Here is a 23152-nt window from a genome sequence, read left to right as displayed (position 1 = left end):
TTCTAAGGTCTTACATTACCAATTTACTACCTTGTCAACAATTTTTTGTTGTTCGCTGGCAGTACGACGTAGATAGATACGAGTTGTTTCAATACTCTCATGCCCCATGAGGTCGGCAAGTAATGCAAGGTCATTGAAACGGTCAAGAAAGTTTTTGGCAAAGCGGTGGCGGAAAGAATGGGGATATACCACATCCTTGTTCAAACCGTATTTCTCGGCGAAGTGTTTTAGCTGTTGCGCTATACCTCGTGTTGTAATACGTTGCCCAAAACGGTTAAGGAAAATATAACCGCTTGTTATGCCCTTACTTTTCAACCATTGGGTAGCTTCACTTCGTAGATTCTTGGGAATATAAAGGCGGCGTATCTTTCCCCCTTTGCTATAAAGGTCAAGATAACCCACCTTCACATGTTCCACCTTGATGTGTAGCAGCTCGCTCACACGGGCACCTGTAGCGGCCATAAACCAAACCACAAAGTACCAGTCATCATATCCATCCGCTTTTAGCCTTGTTTTCAGAAACTTATAGTCAGCATCGCTGATTACGTTTTCCAAGAAGTTTTTCTGTTGCACCTTAACGAATTTTACCTTCAATTTGTCCTGTTTGATAAACTCCAGATACTTGTTAATGCCCTGCAAACGGAGATTGACGGTATGCGGTTTGAAGTTCTCCACCAAGTAGCCCTTATAGGCCAACAGATTTTTCTTATTCACTTCTCCATAGTGACTGAGAAAGTAGTTCACCGTCCACACATACGATGTCACGGTATTCTTTGCCAAATTCGTTTTGGCGAGATAATCTTTGAATCTTGTTATCATATACATTAATTTTTGATGAATACGATAACAATATAAAGCGCAACCTAACGGGCATTATCCGCAGTTGCCAATTGGGTGGGCAGTAGTTCCGATGCAAATGTTATGTTCTTTGGTGGATGGAGAAAAAGTTGACGGCAAAGAAATGCCAAACCTTGATGTAAAATATCTAAGAGGAGGGCGAGAGTTTAAGATTTTAAAAAGTGGCAAATATGTGGCAGCAAACAGTCTTTTGATTTTAGTCGATGGAGAAAATTCCGGTGAAGTGTTCAGAACACCGATTGAGGGTTATCAAGGTAGCACATTTAAACAACTACACATCAATGAAAACATGTGTGCAAACTACCTCTTATACGTTATAAACTTACATCGTAAAGCTTTACGTGAGAACAAAGTAGGTTCGGCAATACCTCATTTGGACAAAAAACTATTTAAGACAATAGAAGTGCCTGTACCGCCTTATAATGAGCAAGTAAGGATTGTGGCTGCAATAAATGCGGCATTAAACAGATTTGATGCAATAATGGAGAATTTATAAGCTCTCCATTATTGCGTCAAGTTTTTCAAACATATCTTCAATTTTATTTATGATACGTTCTTGTTCTGAATATGGTGGAAGATATAACGGCATTGAAAGATATTTGTCAAGAATTAAATTATGTAAACCAGTGGTCTGAGTTTGCATAGATTTCATTACCCCTGCCTTATATTTTGCCAATATATAATAGTACAAGAACTTGCTTAAAACGAGCTCTTTATACTTTATTCTTAAAACCATTGTAAAATTGCTGTAAGAAAATACCCCACTATTCCCTTCATATAAAACAGCCCTGCCAACTGGATTATTATCACTACCTCCAGATTTTTCTACAATCAAATCTCCGTTCAACAAATGACGCTGTGCAAAAGCTCGTTCTTCCACATCAATATACTCTATATTAGAATAATCTAACTTGAAGTCTTTTGTAAAATTGGCATTGCGTATAACTCCAACATTTACAAATGGTTCTTTCTTTCCTTTCCATAATCCATTGATGTTTTTACATACGTCTTTAATGGTTACATTAATCCATCCTTTGGGCAACTGCGGATAATGCCCGTTATCACAAGGTGTAAATTCAGGATTTATACGCTTCAATAACTCAACAGCAGGTTCATCATTGGGGTCTTGCGACACGAGTTTACCGCGAATAGCAAAGTCAAGAATCTTATTCTTGGCTTGCTTGATGGCGGTTTGCAAATCTTCCTTGTTGTTCTCTATAATATTAATCAAAGAAAACCACCTTTCTATTTCAGCCACGATGCGGTGTTGTTCGGCAAAAGGAGGTAAAGGTATCATTCCTTTGCATGCATCATTTGTACTTAATCTCGGCATTTTTACACCATAACCACATTGCTGTGTATAATCAAGAAAATATGCAGAGCGCAGCACATGGCACAAGTAATGTGTTGAAATACCACAATATGAATTGAATGGAATAATTTCAGTTGTGCAATACCCAGTTTGAGGGGCAACCAATACCTTATTCAAATATGTACGCAATTTGGAATATAGTACATCGCCCTTTTTGAATTTATGACGTACACCTTTGATATTTCTTTCTTTTTTCGATAATATCTGAATAATGGAAGCTGTATCTTTTTCCAAATCTTCAAGTTCTAGTATCCATTCATCATCAGCAATATCTGTGACAGAAACATTATTACTGTCGCCATAATTACTTATTTCCCCTAACGTTGTCCACGCCCAATTACTTGGCACTTCAAACGGCACCTGCTCATAATGGGGCGTATCAGAAGTCTTTGCAGACTTTTTACTCCTTTTTATCTTCCCTTCTTTTATCAAGCGCTCTTTCTCTGCCTTGATGCGTTCAAGCAAAACAGAAGCCGGTTCATCATTCGGGTCTTGCGGCACGAGTTTGCCATGAATGGCAAGGTCTAATATCTTTTGACGTAATTTATTGGTATCCATGGCATCAGTCTTTATTCAGGAACAGGTTACAAAATTCGTTCAATTTCTCCTGCATACGCTCCTGCGGAATAAGGATGCGCTTGTATTCTGCAATCATCGTAGGGCTCATGCTCCGGCTCATGGCATATTCCACCACTACCCGGTCAGCTTCCGGACAGAGAATTATACCAATAGACGGATTCTCATTGGAACGTTTCACATCACGGTCGAGTGCTTCCAGATAAAATTCCAACTGGCCGAGGTCGCGAGGATGGAATTTGGTCTTTTTCAATTCTACAGCAACCAGTGCCTGCAATCCACGATGAAAGAACAACAAGTCAGCCTTGAATGTGGAAGCCCCGATATTGAGACGATATTCCTGATCCATGAATATGAAATCCTTGCCCAATTCAAGAATGAACTGCTTCATGTGCTCCAGCAATCCGTTTCTCAACCGGGATTCACTATGCTTTCTCGGCAAATCCAAGAAATCAACAAACAATGTGTCTTTGAACATAATGGGAGCATTAGGGTATGTCTCAAGCAATCCTTTTGACATATTGTCCTTGCTGCCCAATAAAGCCGAAAATGTCTGGTTCGAGATACAACGCTGTAGTTCCCGTTTTACCAGATGTTCTTTATTGGCATAGAGTATGTAGAACATCCGTTCTTCGTTATTTTTACAGCGGCATAGTATCTCTATATGGTTGGTCAATGTGGTCAACTCCAGTATCTTCGGCATCTGTCCTATTACCGTCTGGACAATTTGTGCAGTTTTTGGCTGCACAGTTATCGCATGGTCCGATGAAGGTTCAAAATTAGATGCCTCTATTTGTGCAGTCGTTGGCTGCACAAATTCCGAAGACAAGAAATTCTCCACTGTCGTTAAAAAAGACGTTGTAGAATACGCATCATAAAACATGACCATATTGTAAATACTTCTTCTGCTATATCCTTTAATATCAGGCCGCTGTGAGCGGATATATTCAGACAGTTGCGTCACGACCTTACTTCCCCATTCTTCGCTTTTCAGTTTGGCTGAAACATAACCTCCCACATGCCATGCCGTAAGCAACAACTCCTTATTGACCGCTTTAGAAGCACGGCTTTTATGCTGGAGAATGATGTCTATGACTTCCCCGAACTGCTGCTCAATTGAAACGGTTATCTTATTATCTCCCATAGATTCAATCTTCATTTATGTTTGCCAACAGTTTTTCAAGCTCTGCCACAGCAGCACTTATCGTCTGGCTTTTTTCTTTTATATCCGCCATCAGTTCCGCCAAGGTACGCTCATCCTCCTCTCCACCCTGTTTTATCCATGTAATGTCAAGGCTCGTTTTGTCTCGGGCAAAAATATCTTCTACCGGATATTTCCGCCATCGTCCCTGCGGATTGTTTTCCGCATCGTAGGTTTCTACTCTGTTATTGTAACAAGAGACGAAATCATCCAGATGATGGCGTTCGAGCTTGTTGGTGGCAAGAGTATGCTTGATACCTGTACGATAGTCGTAAAACCAGACCTCTTTTGTCGGTTGTCCTTTCATAAAGAACAGGACATTGGCTTTTACGCCTTGAGCGTAGAATATACCCGTAGGCAAGCGTAGAATGGTATGCAGATTAAAATCCGTCAGCAACTTCTTTCGTATCGTTTCACCCGCACCTCCTTCAAAAAGAACATTATCCGGCAATACTACGGCTGCACGTCCTCCGGTTTTAAGCATCAGCATTATATGCTGGAGGAAGTTCAACTGGTTATTCTTTGTCTCTACATAAAAATCCGGACGGTTAATGTCAACAGATCCTGCCGGACGTGTTCCGAACGGAGGATTTGCAAGTACTACATCTACAAGAGTAGCTGGTTCTTTTTCCAACGAATCTTCACACACAATAGGACTTCTGTCTGTACCTACGCCATGCAAATACAGATTCATAGAAGCAAGCGTTACCACCAATGGAGTATTGTCCACACCATGTAAGGCACTATTACGCAGGAAATCTCGTTTCTCCTTACTTGCCGATTGTCCTTTCACATAATCGTATGCAGTCAAAAGGAAACCACCTGTTCCACAAGCCGGGTCACAGACCGTTTCTCCAATTTGCGGAGCTATACAATCCACCATCGCCTTGATAAGCGGACGAGGCGTAAAATATTGTCCGGCACCGCTTTTCTTGTCCTGTCCGTTCTTTTCAAGAATGCTTTCGTAAATAGCTCCCTTCACATCACCATCCATGATAAGCCATTGCTCTTCATCAATCATGGAAATGACCTTTTTCAAATAGACAGGCTTGTCAATCTTATTTTGTGCCTTTGTATATATAGTGCCAATCAGATTCTCTTGTTCACTAAGTAGTTTAAGCGTATCTTCATACTGCCTAACCAGTTCCAAACCGTCAAGAGAAATCAAATCCACCCACTGATAGCCGTCTGGAATAGCGGATTCTTCTCCAAACATTTCCACATTCTCGGCATCCATCTTCAAAAACAGAAGATAGGTAAGCTGGGTTATATAATCGGTAAACCCAATTCCTTGCCCGGCAAGAGTAGTTGCCAGATTCCATACCTTCTTTGTAAGTGATTGCTCTGTTGTATTATTTGTTGCCATATTTTTATGCTGCTTTTCTTAAAACCACGAATGTATAAAGAGAACGGAGCGCATCGTCTGCTTTCTGCATATTACCGAACGCCCGTATCATTTGTGCCGCATGGGTCGCATCGTCTTCACGGATATCCTTCACTGTACAAGCACCATTGGAGGCTATGTAATCCACTATGCGACTTATCACTTCACGCTGCTTATCGGTTATTTCACGTTGGTTTTGTCCTAACCACAGATTGAAATACTGCTTGGAGGTAGCTACCACGCTATCCAACCGTTCGATTTGCCGGAAGGCATAACGCACAAGCTGGATAATATTTGTCAGTGCATCGCTTTCTTCTTTTGTAGTGGAACGTCGCACGCTGTTTGGATTAAGAATGGCATACGAGTTCCAAAGTTGTTTGGAAGTGAAATGGTTGTCTGCCATTTTGAGCTTATTCTCCAAATCTTTCAACATTGAATAGGTAATAGGTTCTCCTTCATTGTTGTAAATGATTCGCAATGCTTCAATTTCATCACTGTGTTCTCTACAAAACTTCTCGAAAGCCTCGGTTGTATTTTTGGCTTCTTCAATGGAAAAACCTTTCGAGATAAGCGTGTCTTCTCCCGGCATCAGCGTATTGACAAATCCGGCGGCGAGAATAAGCAAATATCGTCTTGCATCCGCATGATTGGCAAGAGGAGCAACCAATCCCTTTCGCTCGTTATTTGGCTCATCAACACTGATAAAAGGCGGAAGCATGCCGTTTTCAAGTGAACCATAAATCCGGGAAGCAAGGTCTTTCATGTCATCATGAGCCAGACGAGCAAACTCTGCCCGTTGAGAGTTGTCTGCCTTGTTATATATTCTGGAAAGCGTTGCGGCAAGACGTTGCAGGTACTCATCAGGAATATAACCATGACTGATACGCTCCAATAGTTCTTTAAGGGAGATAATCTTTGTTGTCGGTTCATCCGTAGCCGTCGGTATAGTCTTTTCGTGTTCAGTTACACCTACGGCATCTACCAAGTAGAAGCAGTCTTTGCTAAAAGCGTTCGGGGTCACATTACGCAGTTGTTCATCTCCGATGGTGCGAACACCGCGTCCTTTCATCTGTATATAGAGAGGCAACGATTCGACATCACGCATGAACATCACCACCTCCAACGGCTTTATGTCAGTCCCTGTCGCGACTAACGTGCAGGTCACTGCTATACGGAAATCCCTGTCATTTCGGAACTGGCGTATCAGCTCGTTGCTATCACCTGCAGAATATGTTATTTTCTGTATAAAACGGTTATCGGTACGCCCGAATACCTCTTTCGCTATCTGCACGATATTGGTAGCGTGAGTTTCGTTGAGTGCAAATATCAATGTCTTCGGTAGCCAGTCAAAATTGGCTTCCCTTTGAGGGTCATTGAACAGTTCGGTATAGACAGCATCCCGATAAGTGGATAGGACAAGCTTGATTTGTGCCGGGTTGATGACACTTCGGTTTAACTCCTTGTTAGTATAGGTCTTGGCTTCTTTGTTTAAGATGGTTTTAATATCTCCTGTATAGCGTGTTTCCTCTTTTACCTTTTCCCCCTCCAATATAGCACCGCCATTTTCCGTCACCTGTGTTTTGATTCTATACACACGGCAATCCACATTAACACCATCAACTATGCTTTTTTCCAAGGTATAGTTGACTATGCGGTTGTTATTGAAGAATGCCATGGTTTCAGGAACAGGCGTGGCTGTCAAGCCTATGAGTCTTGCTATATCGAAATACTCCAGAACTTTCCGCCAGTTACCATATATTGAACGGTGACATTCATCTATGATGATCAGATCAAAATAATCATGCGGTAGGTTCGGATTAGGCGGCAAAATGATTTCTTCGGTTGGTTCATTGCCATCATCTTCATCGTTATCTTCGATAGTATCCCCTTTCAAGAATGAAAAAAGTCGCTGAATAGTCGAAATAATCACATTACTGTCTGACGGAATGGATGAGGAACGAAGCCTGTTCACCGTAAATATGGTATTGAAGGCATCTCCGTTTTCTGTCAACCGAAAAGTTCCGAATTCACCCTCTGCCTGTTTGCCCAGATTATTCCTGTCCACCAGAAACAGTATTCTTCGCATGGGAGTGTAGGATAGCAGACGGTATGCGGCAAGGCAAGCCGTATATGTCTTGCCTGCACCGGTCGCCAAAACCATCAGAGCCCGGTTCTGTCCTGCACGAAAACTTTTTTCCAGCTCGGTTACAGCCTCGTACTGGCAATCACGCAATCCTTTTTTCTGCAAAGTTGGAAGTCCTGCGAAATAATCACTTATTCCCAACTGTTTGACTAATTCATAGGGAGTCGGAATAGCTATGATCTGTTTAAAGCCCTGCTCTTGTTCACGAAAATCACAGAAATACAGTTCCTTGCCATTTGACGTGAAGATAAACGGCAATGGTTTCTGATATGCCTGATAGATATGAGGAACACTTTTAGCATATAATGCCGCCTGCTCACATACCTTATCGGAAAGAGCATCTATATCTTCCCTCTTTGCTTCTAACACACCAACAGCTTTACCATTAATAAAAAGGAAATAATCAGCTTCAAGATTACCTTTTAGCAACCCTTCCCTTATGGCGACAGCCGTACAGGTCGGTTCATAGTCTTCCCTATTGATTACCTTCCAACCCGCCTCGGCGAACCACTGATCTATCTTTTGCCTCGCTTTTTCTTCCGGAGTCATAGTCATTCCTATATTTCTGCATTATCAGAAGTTACACGCCAAAAAGATAACACATGCCCACAGAACATCATTCTCGTTCATCCTTATCTGTTATCAGATCTTTTAAGTCAACTTGAAGGATCTCTGCTATCTGTTGCAGTGTCTCCAAGTTTGGCTGGATTCTGTTACAAGCATAGGCATTAACCATACTGAAACTCTTATCCAGCTTTTTAGCCAACCACGTCTGAGAAATGCCTTTGTCCACCAAGACTGCCTTTATCCTATTTAACTTCATCCTTAAATGCAATTTTATTGTGCAAATATAGCGAATTATATTCGATAGCTCGAATTGTTTTTATATTTTTGTTCTCAAAAACAATAAGTATATAACAACCCCTTTCAAATACTCCTTTGAACATGGATAGAAGAACATTATATAACCAATTTCTACAGCAATTCCCTATTGAAAGTCTTGAGAATATGACTTTGGAAGAGTATAGCAATCTTAATAGAGATAATTCATTCTGCTATTGGCTTGAAGCAAAGACAAAAGAATTAGGGTCAATATGGGGTGGTGCTGCATATAAATTCGGCATTTTTAAGTTCGACAGAACTCCCAAAGACGATAATTCAAAATACGCACATGATGAGAACTATTCGTGGAGTAGCCGTTTGGGAAGCACTTCTGAAGAAGCATTCAACAATGTCCGGAATGCAATTGTAAAGATAGCCCACCATGCACGCAATGCGGAATGGGGCGAGATTGAGAAGATGAAAGAACTTTGGCCTATAACTACATGGAAGATCGCATTCTTATATTCTAATGAGCAGTTATTGCCTATTTACGATAAAGACGGTTGGCTGATTCCTCTCACCACTCATTTTGGACTACCAAACGCAAAGAAACGCTCCAGAGTTGATTTATACAAATTTTTACTTGAGAAGAAAGGGGATAAAGATTTATATGTATTCTACGATGAACTGCTTGCCATTATGGAGGCAGAAAAATTTAAAGCAAAGAGCAAAGTCTGGCTCTTTGCCCCAGGTGAAAATGCCTGTATGTGGGATGAGTGCAAAGAATCCCAAACCATGCGTCTTGGCTGGGACTTGATTGGCGACTTATCTGAGTTCGAAAACAGAGAAGAACTGACCAAAGCGTTACAGGTGGCCTACGGCAAGGAGGATGCTTCATTTAAGAATGACAGTCTTGCGCTATGGCAGTTTGCACATGAGGTTCGTGAGGGAGATATTATATATGTCAAGAAAGGCATTAACAAGATTATCGGACGAGGAGTTGTAGAAGGTGACTACCGTTACGACGAAACCCTATCGACTTACCGTCACATCCGAAAAGTAAAATGGACTCACGACGGAGACTGGAACTATTCCATTCACAAGCTTGTGCAGAAAACGCTAACGGACATTTCCAAATATCCGGAATTCGTAAAGAACCTGAATGATATTGTTATTGACGGGAATGAAACAGCACCATCCCAGTCAACAACATCAAAGCAATACTGGTGGCTGGTAGCGTCTCCTGACGTATGGAAGTTCTCAGATATTGATGTTGGTGAGATTATCGAATATACATTGGTGAACGAAAATGGCAATAAACGTAGAGTATACCAAAACTTTCTGGATGCCAAAGCAGGTGATGTCGTCATAGGTTATGCATCGACTCCGACCCTGCAAGTGGTTGCGTTGGGAGAAATAGCCAAGGACACAGATGACAAGCACCTATACTTCAGGAAGACAGAACAGCTACTGAATCCCATTGATTACTCGACCATTAAAGGGTATGAAGAATTGCATAACATGGAGTGCTTAGCTGGCGGTGGACGTGGCACACTTTTCAAAGTCACAGAAGACGAGTATCAAGTGCTGATGGAAATAATCCGCAAGGAGAATCCACTATCGGCAACACAGACTCTTGAGGCATATACTGATTCGAATTTTCTGAATGAGGTTTACATGTCTTCTACAGACCTGCATAGACTAAAGGCCTGCTTAAAGAACAAGAAGAATATCATTCTTCAAGGAGCACCAGGAGTGGGCAAAACTTTCACGGCAGAAAGGTTAGCTTATACACTCATGGGCGTCAAAGACAAACAAAGAATCGAACTTATCCAATTCCACCAAAACTATTCATACGAGGACTTTATTCTGGGTTACAAGCCCAATGCGGATGGAGGATTTGAGCTGAAATACGGTATATTCTATAGATTCTGCAAGAAAGCACAGAATACTCCAGACAAAGATTTTTTCTTTATCATAGATGAAATCAACCGAGGAAATCTCAGTAAGATTTTTGGAGAATTACTGATGCTTATTGAAAACAGCTATCGGGGAAAAGAAATCAGGTTGGCATACACGGATGAACCTTTTTCCGTACCGGAGAACTTATACATCATCGGCATGATGAATACCGCTGACCGCTCTTTGGCCATGATAGACTATGCGCTTCGCAGACGGTTCAGTTTCTTTGAGATGAAACCCGGCTTTAAGACAGAAGGCTTCAAAAGCTATATAGCGTCTTTGTCGAATAAAAAACTAGACAATATCATTGACGGCATACAGGTGCTCAATGAATCCATCAGCAATGACGATTCATTAGGCAGTGGATTCTGTATAGGTCACAGCTACTTCTGTAATCAGTCGGCGTTCTCTATGGAATGGTTGGAGAATGTGATTGAATATGACATCGAGCCTATGCTCAAGGAGTACTGGTTTGATGATGTCCAAAAGTATGAATCACATATCAACACCTTGAGAAGCTTGTTAAAATGACAATAGACAGAACCATACCCATAAAGAACATATACTATATGCTCACCTACGCATTCAAGGAGTTGAGACACAACAATTATGAGTATATAGCCGGAGAAAGTTTCGACAATATATACGACCTGTTTGCCGAAATTATCTCCAAAGGCATAGCATATCTATTAAAACAAGGATTGCATAAGGAGTATGCCATCATAGAAGACACTCTGACCACCTTAAGAGGTAAGTTAGACATACAAGGAACAATCAAAGAGAAAATCAGTCAGCGTACATGCCTTGCCTGTGAATATGATGAACTTACAGCCAATAATCTCTACAATGCAATTGTAAAAACAACAGTCAATTTACTTCTTGGTAAATCTGATATTAAAATTGAGAGGAAAAGAAGCCTCAGAAAACTGATGCTGTTCTTTGACGGCGTTGACACCATGAATCCATCATTCATAAGATGGGATTCATTAAGATACGACAGGAACTCCAGAACTTATCAGATGTTGCATAGTTTGTGCTATTTCATATTGAAGAACCAGCTATTATCTACAGAACAAGGTGACACCAAAATGCCACAGTTCTCTGACGAACACATGAACCTGCTGTTCCAGCGTTTTGTAATAGAATACTACAAGAGGCATCATCCGGAATATAAAGCCTCTGCAAAGCAGATAAAATGGAATGTTAGCGACAATAGTGTAAGTTCATCAAGCATGTTGCCTATCATGCAATCAGACATTACGCTGACGCTTGATGAGCGAACACTTATCATTGACACTAAATATTACAGCAGGAACTTTCAGGAGCATTTCGGTAAGCCCACCTTCCACTCCTCTAACATCTATCAAATACACACTTACGTTATGAATGAAGACAAGGATCATACCGGGAATGTAGATGGTCTGCTGTTGTATGCTAAGACAGCAGCAGACATTCAACCTTATGGCAATTTTAAAACTAATGACGGGAATATCTTGATGGTCAGAACCATGGATCTAAGTCGGGATTTTGAGCATATCAAAAACGATCTAGATAAATTAGTGATATACTAACTATGCAAGACTTCGGAAGTACAATAAAAGCACCGATATTCGCCATCAGCAGGCTGCGTATGGGGACTGACGGCAAGGGCATTACTACGCTAGTGGCTTTCATGGGCTGTCCTCTGAATTGTAAATACTGCCTGAATCCGCAATGCCACGAACCCGTCTATGAAACTGACGGCACAACTCTGCTGAAAAACATAATGATGCTTACGCCTCAAAACCTGTATGAGTTGGTGAAAGTTGACAATCCCTATTTCCAAACCACGGGCGGAGGCATTTGCTTTGGTGGTGGAGAACCTACAATGTACGCGGATTTCATTGTGGAGTTTCGGAAGATATGCGGTCATAGATGGAAGATTACCTTAGAGACCTGCCTGCATTGCTCAGATAACGTAATTAAACAGTTGAGCGAGGTGGTTGACCATTGGATTGTAGATATCAAGACAATGGATCCACCCGCCTACGAGCAATATACAGGAAAGACATCAGGAGTTCTACAGCAACTGAGCTTACTTCAAATGAACATACCACAGGAAAAGGTAACGATAAAAGTTCCGCAGATACCCGGATTTACTGACGGTCGCGATTTAGACCTCGATATCAAGGATATTGAACGACGCTTTAACTTCACGGACATTATAAAGGTAAGATATAGAACCAATAACCGCTAACATTCATAACACTACGAACATGGAAACTGGTAAAGAAAAATGCGAAAGACTGAAAGCAATCCGAAAGCAGATAGCAGAACAGTATGGTTTGGAATACGTCCCGACAGAATGTACCCACAAGGGCGAGTGCACGGGCACTTGTTCCAAATGTGATGCAGAACTGCGTGACTTGCAGGAACAGTTAAACAGGAAAGGAATTATGGATATTGACCTGAATGTGAAAATCCCCATTCAAGGCAGTGGAGATGACACAACTGAAAATGCAGACATACATATTCTTCAGGGTGAAGTAGCTGCTCCTGAACTTCCGCTGGATGGTATGCCTGCACCACCTTTCATACCCCGCCGAAAAATTCATGTTCTGTATAAAGAGTGTCATATAGCAGGAACTACATTTCACAATCTTGAAAATGTATGGGATGAACTTTATGAGGGTGCGGAACTTGCTTTGGTCAGAGAGAAAGGCAATCTGCACGATAGGAATGCCGTTGCCGTAGCATTGGCAGATGATTACAATGGCGATCCCGAAGATTTTGATTTCGATTATATCTTAGGTTATGTTCCACGTACCGAGAATGAGCCCATAGCCATGATGTTGGATATGGGCTGGACAGAGACTTTTGGATGCGAACTCAGCCGGATCGAGGGAGAGAATCCACGAACCGGGAAACTGTATATGAAAATCTATATTGTAAGCAAGGATGAAGTGGAGGTTACCAACCATCTGCTGAGGGCGATGGAGCTTGATGACGAAGAATTTGCCGACTTCACAATCTCGTTGCTCAATCAGGGATGTACCTATTTTCGTTGGGGTGGCTTTCCGCCTTGGAAACGAAATCTTCCGAAGAAAAAGGACAAGGTGGTATTCATCTATAGACATGGAAACGAAGTAGATCTTTACCTACTCTATTGTATAGCCGTAGGCGATGATGACGCTGCCTATTTTGTGGAAGAAAAAGAACTCCTTCATGCCGTTGACGACTGTTGTTTCTATGTCTTTACCAATGTCAAAGGTCCCGTCACTGTAGCTAACGAGCAGCTTGATTTTCTGAACGGAGAGCCGGTAGAAAGCGGTCAGCCTGAAACATACCTTTCCGAATCTGCATCAGGAAGACTGTATGAATTGTTTGGAATAGAAAAACCTCAATTTGACGGCAGATAAAATATTTTGGAAATATGTTAGGTGCAATCATAGGTGACTTGACGGCATGGACGTGGGAGAACGATCACGAGAGCTTTTATCCGAAATTGGTTTCTCAGGAAGCAAAATTGTCAGATTATGCCCATACCTTATTGGTTACATGCGATGCCCTCATACATGACAGAGATGTGCCGATAAGCGAATATCGGAGACTGTTCTCTTTTGACGGATGGGAAAAAGAGCGGATAAAATCTGTCATAAGGGCAATTGCTGTTGCATGGCTGTATGAGAATGAAGAAGAAATGCGACATGCCATAAAGACCTATTGTTATTGTCTATGGAACGACAAAGAAGAAATTTATGCTGCATCCTTTATGGCTGAAATCATCTACGCATTACGGCATGGGACAACAAAGAAAGAGGCCGGGCAAGTGGAATTTGGTGGTACATTCTACTCTTTTGCACAAAACGATAACTGGCAGAAAGGGACTGGAGCGCTCAGCATACTTATCCGTGCATGGAATGCTTTCTATTGCGCTTTCGACTATACAAGTGCCATACACAATGCGATAAAACTTCCCGGAAACAGACAAGTCAATACCATTCTTACAGGAGCGTTTGCCGAGGCCATGTATAGCTGTGAAATGACGTTTCTCAAAAAGAAATACAGACCGGAGGGAAACTGGTACAACCATATTGTGTTTCCTGACAGCATCATTGCAAAATATTCAGACATTCTCAACACCATCAAACAACACAAAGAAAATGTCCGTGTATTCTACCCTAAAAACCGCGCCTTGACAAATGTGGAACTCCATAACTGGATTACGATTGAGAATCCGTTTCAGAACATACGGATTAACACCGAATTACGCAGACGTATTCTCAAAGCATTTGATACGGGTTGGGAGGCACGATATGGATTCTATCTCGATGATGGCTGGATTTATGTCTGCCGCAGCGGTATTCTCCTGCATAGATTCCAATTGCATCAAAACAAGGATGGTCTATGGGATATCGTACATCTACAAAGAAGTGAGGCCAAACAAAGCAATAGTACGGTAGACATTACAGAAGCCTTATACGTTTGTGAACATCGATGGTTTTTGAAGAGTGGCGAGCAGAAAACATCTGAACAAAATCTGTCAGACACCAGTTCATGACATGTCTGACCCTTTTCAGTTCATAAATCGATAGCCTCCATATCATGTAAATAATGAATATCAATCATTGATTTCACATACTCTGGGACATCAGATTTAAACATTCTCACCAACCGGCCATCATCATAATTTAAATACAGCGTTACAGGTAGTTTCGAAGAAGCAGAAATTATTCTTGCTACAGTTTCTTTGTTTGGTAGACAATAACGATTAATTCCATCTGCGCTAATAATATACTTTTCACATTGTATCATCTTAAATAGAGCTAAGCTATTATTTGCTACACTTCCATGATGCGAAAGCAAGACAGCATCGCAATGCAGTTTGTTCGCTTCACAATATCCTAGTTTAAACAATGAGTGTATTATAACTGATGGCACAGAGTCAGAAAGCCATAAAATTCTTTTCCCCACACACTCAAACAATGCGGCTATACTGCTGGCGTTCTCAACACTTATGTCTTCTTGAAAACAGTCTGTATTAAAATCATTCAGTGATGTTGCATAATCATCAACAACATTACCCGCTTCAACACTAATCTCATTTGTTTCAGACTTACACAATGGACGATTGTTTGAATATTTTTCTCTAAGTAGGTTCAGTTTGTCCTCATCAGGAGAAAGGATTGTTATCCTCATTCCATCAATACTAAAAGACATCCCCTCTATAACATCACCCAAATCTAATGGGCTATGTGACTGAATATATTCATAGACTTTATCCCCTGAGACTATGCCACATAGCACTCCGTTCTTATTATCAAAAGTTTGTTCAACATCATACATTCTTGGCGGATTATATATCCACCGACAAACAACATTCCCCAAAGCACAATCTTTTTGAATATCTTTTATGAATCTACCAGCTCCGCCAATGTGGTCATCATGAATATGGGACAAGAACAAAGCATCTATCTGTTCTGAACTCCTAATAAGATTTGAAATAACACCTTTCAACACCTGGGTATAAGTCTTAGAGTACCCCATGTCAAGAAATATGTTACGACATCTACCACTTTCACCCTCATATTGTAGATGAAATGCATCACCACACTTTGCTTTGTAACAGAACAGTCTCATATCACACTCTCTTATATGTTCTAAGGACACCTTCCGGAACATTGTTATCATCCAAATAATATACTCCACATGGGGCATATAGGCACTGACATCCAATTCCTCCACTTATATATACCCGCTTTTCCCCCCGTACAATCCACAAGATAGCCAGTCCACTTTGCTTCAAAAATCGTAAAAGAGGCTCCTTTTTAACCAAAATCTGGTCGTACCCATATGTTAACGCCACAAGGTTGCCGTCTTTATCCAAATATTGACCGTCATGTGAATCATACTCCATGCCCATACCCTCGAATAATAACCTGCACGGAATGCTATATTTGCTGATAGTGCCTGACATGTCAGCTTCAATATGTCCGCAGGCTTGCTCACAAGAATAATAATATGGTACATCTAGCCCATCTATTGAATTTGCCCAACCTTGTCGGTTTCTATAAACATCTTTATATGCTGGTGACCAGTATTTTTCCCTGTTCACAAGATATTGCCAGTCGTCGGTTGGTAATTCTACACCATTCCATAAATCTCTACCATCTAAAGACTGTATTGCCTCCTCTTTGTCTTGTTGCTTTACAAGGATGGCATCTGCAGCCAAATAGACATCATGCTTTAAGTGTTTATACTCATATTTTTCCTTACCAATGTCTTTGGGTTCATCCCAACTCCTGGAGTTATTCAGGGTCAACCATTCTATGCCGTTATCATCCAATTTTTGGATTAAAGAAACAGGATCTGGCAAATCTCTAATCATGGATGCCCATGATTCATTTGTACCAGAATACTCCCAGTTATCAAACTGTTCTTCCTCATACCATTCGTGTTCTTCAGCCGCCCAGTTATCATCCGCAGCCTCACTCTCAACGCTTTTTACTCTTGCAATCATTGAAGGATTGATATTTCTCAGAAAAGATTGCCATGTTCCATGAAACAGCTCATATCCTCCAGAGCCCTCGTTTGCATAATCATCCTCATATTTGTAATTGTCTGCCAAGATCCCCATAATCTCATGAAAGGCTATCCACTGATATTTCTTTCCTATGCGGTCTATTCTTTTATCTGAATTACGGAACGTCCAGTTCTTTGCAAAACGATCGTAAGCACCATGCAAATTCACATCAAATCCTAATTCATAGGCTCTCTTAACAACCCAATTTCTAATCCCTTCAGTTGGAAATCTATCATAATGATGTTGCTTCAAAGGTAATTCCCTTACTTTAAAAGGAATCATTATTTCGTATAAAGCCTTTTTCTGCTCTACCGACATTAACTTTTCTATCTTATTACAAATAATTTCGAACATAGTATCGTTTTCGCTAGCATTCTTTAGCCCTTTTTGCCTATTTAAGATTAAAACAGCTTTCCTTTCACACATATTTTTAGCCAGTTTCTTCATACTTCCCTTAAACAGACGTAATGCTTTATTGAATTCTTTTTCATCAGAAATCGGTATTGGATAAAAGTGTTCGATTGTCGGCATAGCTATCTTATTCCAGAAATCCGCCAACCCACCTTTCACCGATTCCCAAATTAGGTTTTGCTCCGAACCTTTTCTTTCCTTGAAATCTGGTGCATCATAATCAATATGAAAGTAGTTAACTTCATCATCGGCAGGCCATGTAGGGAGTGTGGTCGCATATGGCGGGCGAACCTTTTTCATATCAACAGCAGTTATAGCCCCCTTATATCTGGCGTACTCAACAATATTTCTTGCATAATCTCGCAGTAAAATATTTTTTGGTGGGTTATTACGTTTGAAAATGGTTTCATATACATATCTTGCAAGTTTCAACAGCCCATCGCGTGATGAAGTCCGCAATGCGACCCCGTAAGCCACAGCATACAACCGTTCATAGATATACATATCATCCACATTCTCAAACTGGCGTAGCGTTTCAATCAATACTTCTACCTGCTCAGAAAGAAGGTTGACAAGAGCTTTTGTTGCCTCATCTCTGTGTTTAATATATGTTGATGACAGCAACCAACAAAGCATAATGGCTGCCAATCTAGTTGATTCGGGATCTGCTTTTACAGATACATTTTCAGCCCATGCCCAGTCTATCAAACGCCGCAGAGGATTGGCACACCTGTTATCATCATATCCTGCGCAACCATTGAAAAAGAATTGGAATCTGCCATCACGTTTTGGCATGGTAAACCCCATCATTAGTGTATGAAAATAATCAGCATTAAAAGGATGATTAGGGATAGTTGAAAACTCTACCAATTTATTATACCAATAATCAGAATCTATATTGCAATATTTGGAGCCTAGAAACTGCCTTATAGTTTTTTTGTCAATGGATTCTATAGTGCGCCAACACAAACTATTTATCTCGGCCTCAGAAATTGTGTCAAGACATGTATAATATACTCTTTCAAACTCATCTTCTGGAATGAAATGAATGACATCTGTCATCTCATGAGAAAATCTCTCGGGGATTAAGATAGCCATAGCTTCTAGAATTCCGTTGAATGACCAATGCTTGTCTACAAAAATGGAATGCAAAGTTTTGTCTGTATTTATGTTTTCTGCAAACGATTCCCAATCTCGAAACTTATTGACAATTTCACGCGCAATTATAAAATCACTGATCCTCTGATAAGAGAAAACAACACCGTCGATATTTTCTCCATCAAAAGAATACTTCGTTTTAAGCAGCAAATTGTTGTCTATTAGATCTGCAAGCAAATTATGACAAGAAGGAAATTGTTGTTGCAATAATGAGTCTGCATCTTTTATCCTTAGAAGATTATATTTAGCCTCAAATATAGGGAATGCCAGCAGTTTAACCGCCGCACTGACAACATCCCTATATTTATATTCGGATCTCTTTTCAGCAAACTTCTTATCCAAATTCTTGAAGTACTGATTAAACAGTGATGAAACGCCATTAAATCCTTTAGGAAAATTTTTCTCTCCAGAGGTTTCAAGTGTATCGCAAATTATCTTCAAAAATAAAGGGTTACAAAACTCAGGTGTAAGAATGGGAACATTGGGCAAGTTCAACTCATACGCCGAACAGAACTGTCTTACCGCCTCATATTCCAAACCTTTAAATCCTTTATGCTCAATAACGGTAGCTCCCGAATCAGTTTCCACCCCATCGGGAATAACATCATCAAAGTATGTATCACGCACTGACACCACTAAACCTATCGCAGGATAGTCTTTAAGAGACTTGATAAGTCCAGAAAGTTTGTCTTTCCATAATACAGCCTGAGGTCCTTCATTCAGCGCATCAATCATCAGAAGTGCCCTCGAACCTACTTGGGTTCCTATCTGATTGAAACTGGATAGGAATTCCCGGAAAGAACCTACAAAACCTACTTTTGAAGTAATGGTTGTTTCATAAGCCCCCTCAGAGAAGTCTGTTCCTAAGAACAACAAAGTGGGCAGACCATCATCGATTCTCTTACTGGCAACATCACCTAACAAATGCGACTTTCCACAACCAGCTTCACCCTTAATTATCAAATAGGGATTGTTTGCTAGATTAATCTTTAAATCTTCAAAGTTTTCAGTGAATGAATACAAATCTTGAGATATTTCTGATAATCTGGCTTCATCAGCTTCAAGCTCTTTCCTTACATTATCATCTTTTTTTGTCGAGGAATAATCAGAATAAAATCTAAGTCTAACTTCTTCTATTTCGTTTTGAAGAGATTCAACGCGCTTCATCAAACCTGAAAAATCAATGATAGAATCTACATGTTGATCCAAATCTGCCAATGCTACAATAAAATCGTCTCGAATCGCTTTAAGATGAGATTCTAACTGGCCTATTCTAATAGAATCCTTTCTTGTTCTATAGCTTTTCTCTGTTAACCAAGAATCTATATTTTTGTACAATCGCTCAAAATATGCAGGAGTTTTTGCCACGCAGTCAAAATACTTGGCAGCTCCTGTCTTAACATTGACTTTCTTACAATATCTTGGACCCAAGTTTGCTACGGAATCTTCAACATTGTTTTTTAATGTCTTATGTCCTAAACCGTGATACCCGAGGAATGACAATGACATTTTCTTTTTATACTCTTTTTCCAGCAGTTTATTGAAGGAAATCAACCTCTGAGCACTTATAACCTTTCCACGCTCCTCATCAGTGTACCTAATGAAAATTCCATTAATATACAACTCCTCACAAGCTTCTATAAAAATACCGGAACCTGACATTCCGATAATTGTATCTTCACTATAATCGTCATTTGTAGAAAGCTGGAATACATTCTCAGTTATATCTTCATGAAGGTAAGTCATTCTGATCATTGCCAAGAATGACTCTCCATTTTCGTTGGTCTGATCAAGGGTTGCCACAGGGAATCCCTTACTCACTGCTTCGTCAACTCCAAAATTCTTATCAATCACGTACACCGATGGAAGGTCAGAGACAACCGGGGCAAGCTCTCGTTTATTAATAATGATTATACCTGCATCGTCTACGGGATGAAGCAAAATTTTTTGCTTAACAGGGGTAACGTATTCGTATGTACTGGTATCAGGTTTATAAATTCTTAACGATACCCTACCTTTTTCCCCAAACTTTACAAGGCAATGCTTGGCCGTCAAAACATATATCACCCCAGACAATTTCCTATTGGTATAAAGCACACCAGTCCCCAACTTTTCTTTTGAGGTATCATCTTTATGTAATTCAACCGTTAACTGCGTTATTATATTAAGACATGTATCCGTCATAATCATTTATGTCATTTTTTTTCACATCTTCTCATGAAAATCCTATATAGACTTCTTGTCATTCCCAAAATAACCATTATTTTCACACCTGTAGAACATAAGGAAATCTTATTCATTCGTCTTCCTCAAATCCATCCGAAGCATTTGCCACTAACGCTTTGCCTATTTCCAGCTGCAAGAATTTAGGCAACCGAAGCAATTTTGCCATAAGTTGGCTGTAAGTGAACTCAACTCTGGTATCCAGTATCGGTTCTTCTTCGATATCCGTGTCAATTCTTTCAACAGACTCAGAGCCTTCTATAAAATCAGAATAGTCCGGATTCTCAGGCCAGTTTTCTATCGAGCCGTCACTATTGATCCTTAAACGGATATAGTCACCGCAGTCATCTGACTCCGGAATCAGGCCGTTTGGGACATATCCGGCAATCTTACATATTGCTTTTTTATCTTTATCGAGCAGGAAATACGTGCCGCTGTCGCAGACTTTGGCTTGTAAGTACATATCCCCATATTCAGACTTCCAATTTAGCAACTTATTTGTTTTCAAGTCGATTATTCCTGACCACAAACCTTTAGAAACCAACGGATATTTGTTCTCGTACAGTTGTTCTCCCATCCATACATCCGTATAGCTGCACATTTCCTCGTTATATGGGAAATATATCATAAGATAGTGCGCAACCTCACTCAGTTTCTTTTCCTTAATGCCAATCAAAATCTGTTTTGCCATAATCAGTAAATATTAACTGTTATTATTCAAACTTCATCATATCTGCCAACTGGACAAAATAATCGTTTGACCAGATGTCAAGTTCCTTGGGATTCCTAACAAAGGGAAGAACATCGCTCTTTACCTGATTAATGTTCGCCGAAACTAATCTGTCCTTCAATTGAGCCAAGAACTCCGCCTGTCCGATTTCTTCATTGTTGAACTGGCGGACACGTTCTGCGAGATGGGCAAAATCAAGAGGTACATTATGGCGAACATACCATTCAAAATCATACCAGTCACGACCTTTCACCCTGTTTTTCCAGCCCCTGTACACCAATGCGTGCATCTTCCCGGCAAACAAATCCGGCAAAGTGAAACAGCGTGTCATGAAGGAGTGCGGTTGTAAAAGCAGTTTTTGCTCCGTTCTGAAATTCAACGGGGGTTGAGTATCAACCTCAATTTTTATTTTTATGGATTTATCGGTCTGGAAAGATACATCATACACATCCGTATTGTCTTTCAGGAAAGCGGATTCCACCTTCCCGAATCCCTTTTTGTCCTTCTTTTTAATCTCCACCTCACGACCGACAATGGCAAATTCATCTATGATGGGCTGGAAGTATTTCGTGAAATCAAACTTGTCATCGGGAGCTAGAAGGGAAAAATCCATATCCTCGCTGAAGCGCTGGAGGCCATGAAAAATTCTGAGGCAGGTACCGCCATAGAAAGCAGCCACGTCGAAGAAGCCACCGTTGTAGAGCCCTGCAAGTATCACCTGCTGGTTCACTTCAAATATGGCGTTCCGCTTCTGTTGCTCCGTAGCCATATCGTATGCCGAGAGCATATTGTCATAAATCTCATTCTTCATTTCTTCAGCAATTTAAGTAATGTGCGTATCGAATCAGACTTTTTGCCGACCTTGATGTATTCTTCAAATACCCCGGCATCCATCTGCATAAAATCTTCTCGTTCCATCCGTATATCCTCCTCCAGATAAATCTCGGCATCTTTCAGATAGCGCAAATTCACTTTTGGAGAATTTGCAATCAGATCACAAAGAGCCTTTTCCGGTGTAGCCATCACAAATGCGTAGCCATCTTTCTTGATACTTGTCAGTCCTACAGGAAATGCGGCCTTAGATATATGTGTATATTCAAACCTGCCAAACGGCGTGTCAAAGTTCTTGGCATACTTCAAAGTCATGGACTGTTTGGTGTAAACCTCTTCCGGTATCAGCCCATAGTAACGCAAAGCCGATGACATGGAAACATATGATGGAGCATACAGATGATTAGCTATCAATTCGGTCGAAAGTGTTTTCCCCGTTATTTCAGGACTGCACACATAAAGCCCTTTCTTGAGACGTATTATCTGTTTGTCACGCTCAAGTAACCTGAGTTTCTGGTTTCCGCCCTTGATATGTGGAAACAGGGACTCCAAAACGGAAGCCGTAACAGGGATATTTCCCAACTGTCGCAATGGATTGTTCATAGCACAAAGATAGATATTATTTTAATATAAAAGCATATTCAATATGTTTTTCTGCTGAAAATATCACTTTCCATATAACTATGTTTTTAGTGATGCAAGTAGATAAACAATGAGGGTTATACTTTCCACCAAATCTTTTTTCGCTATTTTGTCAATATCCACCAAATCTTCCCTGGTCCGGCATATTCTATAAAGTAATTCAAGTTTCGCAAGTTCAACTTGCAGCTTTTAATCTATAAATGTCGCAAATATGTTTCATATCTTCCTCCCTGTTGATGATAGCCTGATAGATATCTTCATCAGTCAATCCGAAGAG

17 protein-coding genes are annotated in these 23152 nt (G+C 40.5%); 6 read left to right on the top strand and 11 right to left on the bottom strand.

Going from position 1 to position 23152, the window contains the following annotated elements:
- Positions 1–15: 15 nt before the first annotated feature.
- A complete protein-coding gene (locus B5F25_RS09230; protein WP_087249169.1) occupies positions 16–819 on the bottom strand; it encodes a tyrosine-type recombinase/integrase in 804 nt (267 codons plus the stop codon).
- A gap of 112 nt (positions 820–931) precedes the next feature.
- On the opposite strand from B5F25_RS09230, the gene B5F25_RS09225 reads away from it, so the two are divergent.
- Positions 932–1354 (top strand): restriction endonuclease subunit S, encoded by a 423-nt coding sequence (locus B5F25_RS09225; RefSeq protein WP_241148386.1) that lies wholly within the window; start codon positions 932–934, stop codon positions 1352–1354.
- Here B5F25_RS09225 and B5F25_RS09220 read toward each other — a convergent pair.
- The 5 genes from B5F25_RS09220 to B5F25_RS09200 form a co-directional block, all read right to left on the bottom strand.
- Complete coding sequence (locus B5F25_RS09220; RefSeq protein WP_087249126.1) at positions 1349–2788, bottom strand: restriction endonuclease subunit S; 1440 nt, start codon at positions 2786–2788, stop codon at positions 1349–1351. The genes B5F25_RS09225 and B5F25_RS09220 overlap by 6 nt on opposite strands.
- 4 nt (positions 2789–2792) lie before the next feature.
- On the bottom strand, positions 2793–3950 hold the full coding sequence (locus tag B5F25_RS09215; RefSeq protein WP_087249167.1) for a PDDEXK nuclease domain-containing protein: 1158 nt from the start codon (positions 3948–3950) through the stop codon (positions 2793–2795).
- Positions 3951–3954: 4 nt separating this feature from the next.
- Positions 3955–5373 (bottom strand): class I SAM-dependent DNA methyltransferase, encoded by a 1419-nt coding sequence (locus B5F25_RS09210; RefSeq protein WP_087249124.1) that lies wholly within the window; start codon positions 5371–5373, stop codon positions 3955–3957.
- A 4-nt stretch (positions 5374–5377) separates the two neighbouring features.
- A complete protein-coding gene (locus B5F25_RS09205; protein ID WP_087249122.1) occupies positions 5378–8083 on the bottom strand; it encodes a DEAD/DEAH box helicase family protein in 2706 nt (901 codons plus the stop codon).
- Between the two features lie 67 nt (positions 8084–8150).
- Positions 8151–8357 carry a helix-turn-helix transcriptional regulator gene (locus tag B5F25_RS09200; RefSeq protein WP_087249120.1) on the bottom strand — a complete coding sequence of 69 codons (207 nt, stop codon included), beginning with the start codon at positions 8355–8357 and terminating at the stop codon, positions 8151–8153.
- A gap of 122 nt (positions 8358–8479) precedes the next feature.
- Here B5F25_RS09200 and B5F25_RS09195 point away from each other — a divergent pair, with 122 nt between their 5' ends.
- The 5 genes from B5F25_RS09195 to B5F25_RS09175 are packed head-to-tail and all read left to right on the top strand — an operon-like array spanning position 8480 to position 14858.
- Positions 8480–10849 (top strand): AAA family ATPase, encoded by a 2370-nt coding sequence (locus B5F25_RS09195; RefSeq protein ID WP_087249118.1) that lies wholly within the window; start codon positions 8480–8482, stop codon positions 10847–10849.
- Complete coding sequence (mcrC, locus tag B5F25_RS09190; RefSeq protein WP_087249116.1) at positions 10846–11889, top strand: 5-methylcytosine-specific restriction endonuclease system specificity protein McrC; 1044 nt, start codon at positions 10846–10848, stop codon at positions 11887–11889. The genes B5F25_RS09195 and mcrC overlap by 4 nt, the downstream gene beginning before the upstream one ends.
- A 2-nt stretch (positions 11890–11891) precedes the next feature.
- Complete coding sequence (locus B5F25_RS09185) at positions 11892–12554, top strand: radical SAM protein (RefSeq protein ID WP_087249114.1); 663 nt, start codon at positions 11892–11894, stop codon at positions 12552–12554.
- A 19-nt stretch (positions 12555–12573) separates the two neighbouring features.
- A complete protein-coding gene (locus tag B5F25_RS09180; RefSeq protein WP_087249112.1) occupies positions 12574–13716 on the top strand; it encodes an HIRAN domain-containing protein in 1143 nt (380 codons plus the stop codon).
- A 14-nt stretch (positions 13717–13730) separates the two neighbouring features.
- Complete coding sequence (locus tag B5F25_RS09175; protein WP_087249110.1) at positions 13731–14858, top strand: ADP-ribosylglycohydrolase family protein; 1128 nt, start codon at positions 13731–13733, stop codon at positions 14856–14858.
- 20 nt (positions 14859–14878) lie between these two features.
- On the opposite strand, the gene B5F25_RS09170 is transcribed toward B5F25_RS09175, so the two are convergent.
- The 5 genes from B5F25_RS09170 to B5F25_RS09150 form a co-directional block, all read right to left on the bottom strand.
- Positions 14879–15937: an MBL fold metallo-hydrolase gene (locus tag B5F25_RS09170; RefSeq protein WP_087249108.1), complete on the bottom strand. Its 1059-nt coding sequence runs from the start codon at positions 15935–15937 to the stop codon at positions 14879–14881.
- A gap of 1 nt (position 15938) precedes the next feature.
- Complete coding sequence (gene avs2, locus B5F25_RS09165) at positions 15939–20639, bottom strand: AVAST type 2 anti-phage system protein Avs2 (protein ID WP_087249106.1); 4701 nt, start codon at positions 20637–20639, stop codon at positions 15939–15941.
- 106 nt (positions 20640–20745) lie between these two features.
- Positions 20746–21363, bottom strand: coding sequence for a hypothetical protein (locus tag B5F25_RS09160; RefSeq protein WP_087249104.1), 618 nt, complete (start codon positions 21361–21363; stop codon positions 20746–20748).
- A gap of 22 nt (positions 21364–21385) precedes the next feature.
- A complete protein-coding gene (locus tag B5F25_RS09155) occupies positions 21386–22213 on the bottom strand; it encodes a nucleotidyl transferase AbiEii/AbiGii toxin family protein (protein WP_087249102.1) in 828 nt (275 codons plus the stop codon).
- Positions 22210–22836: a hypothetical protein gene (locus B5F25_RS09150; protein WP_087249100.1), complete on the bottom strand. Its 627-nt coding sequence runs from the start codon at positions 22834–22836 to the stop codon at positions 22210–22212. The genes B5F25_RS09155 and B5F25_RS09150 overlap by 4 nt, the downstream gene beginning before the upstream one ends.
- Positions 22837–23152 lie beyond the last annotated feature (316 nt).

Origin of the sequence: Bacteroides sp. An19, assembly GCF_002160215.1 — a bacterium.
In the GTDB taxonomy this organism is placed as follows: Bacteria; Bacteroidota; Bacteroidia; order Bacteroidales; family Bacteroidaceae; genus Phocaeicola; species Phocaeicola intestinalis.
The sequence above is the reverse complement of the archived record's forward strand: the minus strand, read 5'-3'. Positions and strand labels throughout refer to the sequence as shown.

Coding starts and splice junctions, on each gene's coding strand:
- B5F25_RS09230 (WP_087249169.1), bottom strand. CDS start 819: ATGATAACAAGATTCAAAGATTATCTCGCCAAAACGAATTTGGCAAAG.
- B5F25_RS09220 (WP_087249126.1), bottom strand. CDS start 2,788: ATGGATACCAATAAATTACGTCAAAAGATATTAGACCTTGCCATTCAT.
- B5F25_RS09215 (WP_087249167.1), bottom strand. CDS start 3,950: ATGGGAGATAATAAGATAACCGTTTCAATTGAGCAGCAGTTCGGGGAA.
- B5F25_RS09210 (WP_087249124.1), bottom strand. CDS start 5,373: ATGGCAACAAATAATACAACAGAGCAATCACTTACAAAGAAGGTATGG.
- B5F25_RS09205 (WP_087249122.1), bottom strand. CDS start 8,083: ATGACTCCGGAAGAAAAAGCGAGGCAAAAGATAGATCAGTGGTTCGCC.
- B5F25_RS09200 (WP_087249120.1), bottom strand. CDS start 8,357: ATGAAGTTAAATAGGATAAAGGCAGTCTTGGTGGACAAAGGCATTTCT.
- B5F25_RS09195 (WP_087249118.1), top strand. CDS start 8,480: ATGGATAGAAGAACATTATATAACCAATTTCTACAGCAATTCCCTATT.
- mcrC (WP_087249116.1), top strand. CDS start 10,846: ATGACAATAGACAGAACCATACCCATAAAGAACATATACTATATGCTC.
- B5F25_RS09185 (WP_087249114.1), top strand. CDS start 11,892: ATGCAAGACTTCGGAAGTACAATAAAAGCACCGATATTCGCCATCAGC.
- B5F25_RS09180 (WP_087249112.1), top strand. CDS start 12,574: ATGGAAACTGGTAAAGAAAAATGCGAAAGACTGAAAGCAATCCGAAAG.
- B5F25_RS09175 (WP_087249110.1), top strand. CDS start 13,731: ATGTTAGGTGCAATCATAGGTGACTTGACGGCATGGACGTGGGAGAAC.
- B5F25_RS09170 (WP_087249108.1), bottom strand. CDS start 15,937: ATGAGACTGTTCTGTTACAAAGCAAAGTGTGGTGATGCATTTCATCTA.
- avs2 (WP_087249106.1), bottom strand. CDS start 20,639: ATGATTATGACGGATACATGTCTTAATATAATAACGCAGTTAACGGTT.
- B5F25_RS09160 (WP_087249104.1), bottom strand. CDS start 21,363: ATGGCAAAACAGATTTTGATTGGCATTAAGGAAAAGAAACTGAGTGAG.
- B5F25_RS09155 (WP_087249102.1), bottom strand. CDS start 22,213: ATGAAGAATGAGATTTATGACAATATGCTCTCGGCATACGATATGGCT.
- B5F25_RS09150 (WP_087249100.1), bottom strand. CDS start 22,836: ATGAACAATCCATTGCGACAGTTGGGAAATATCCCTGTTACGGCTTCC.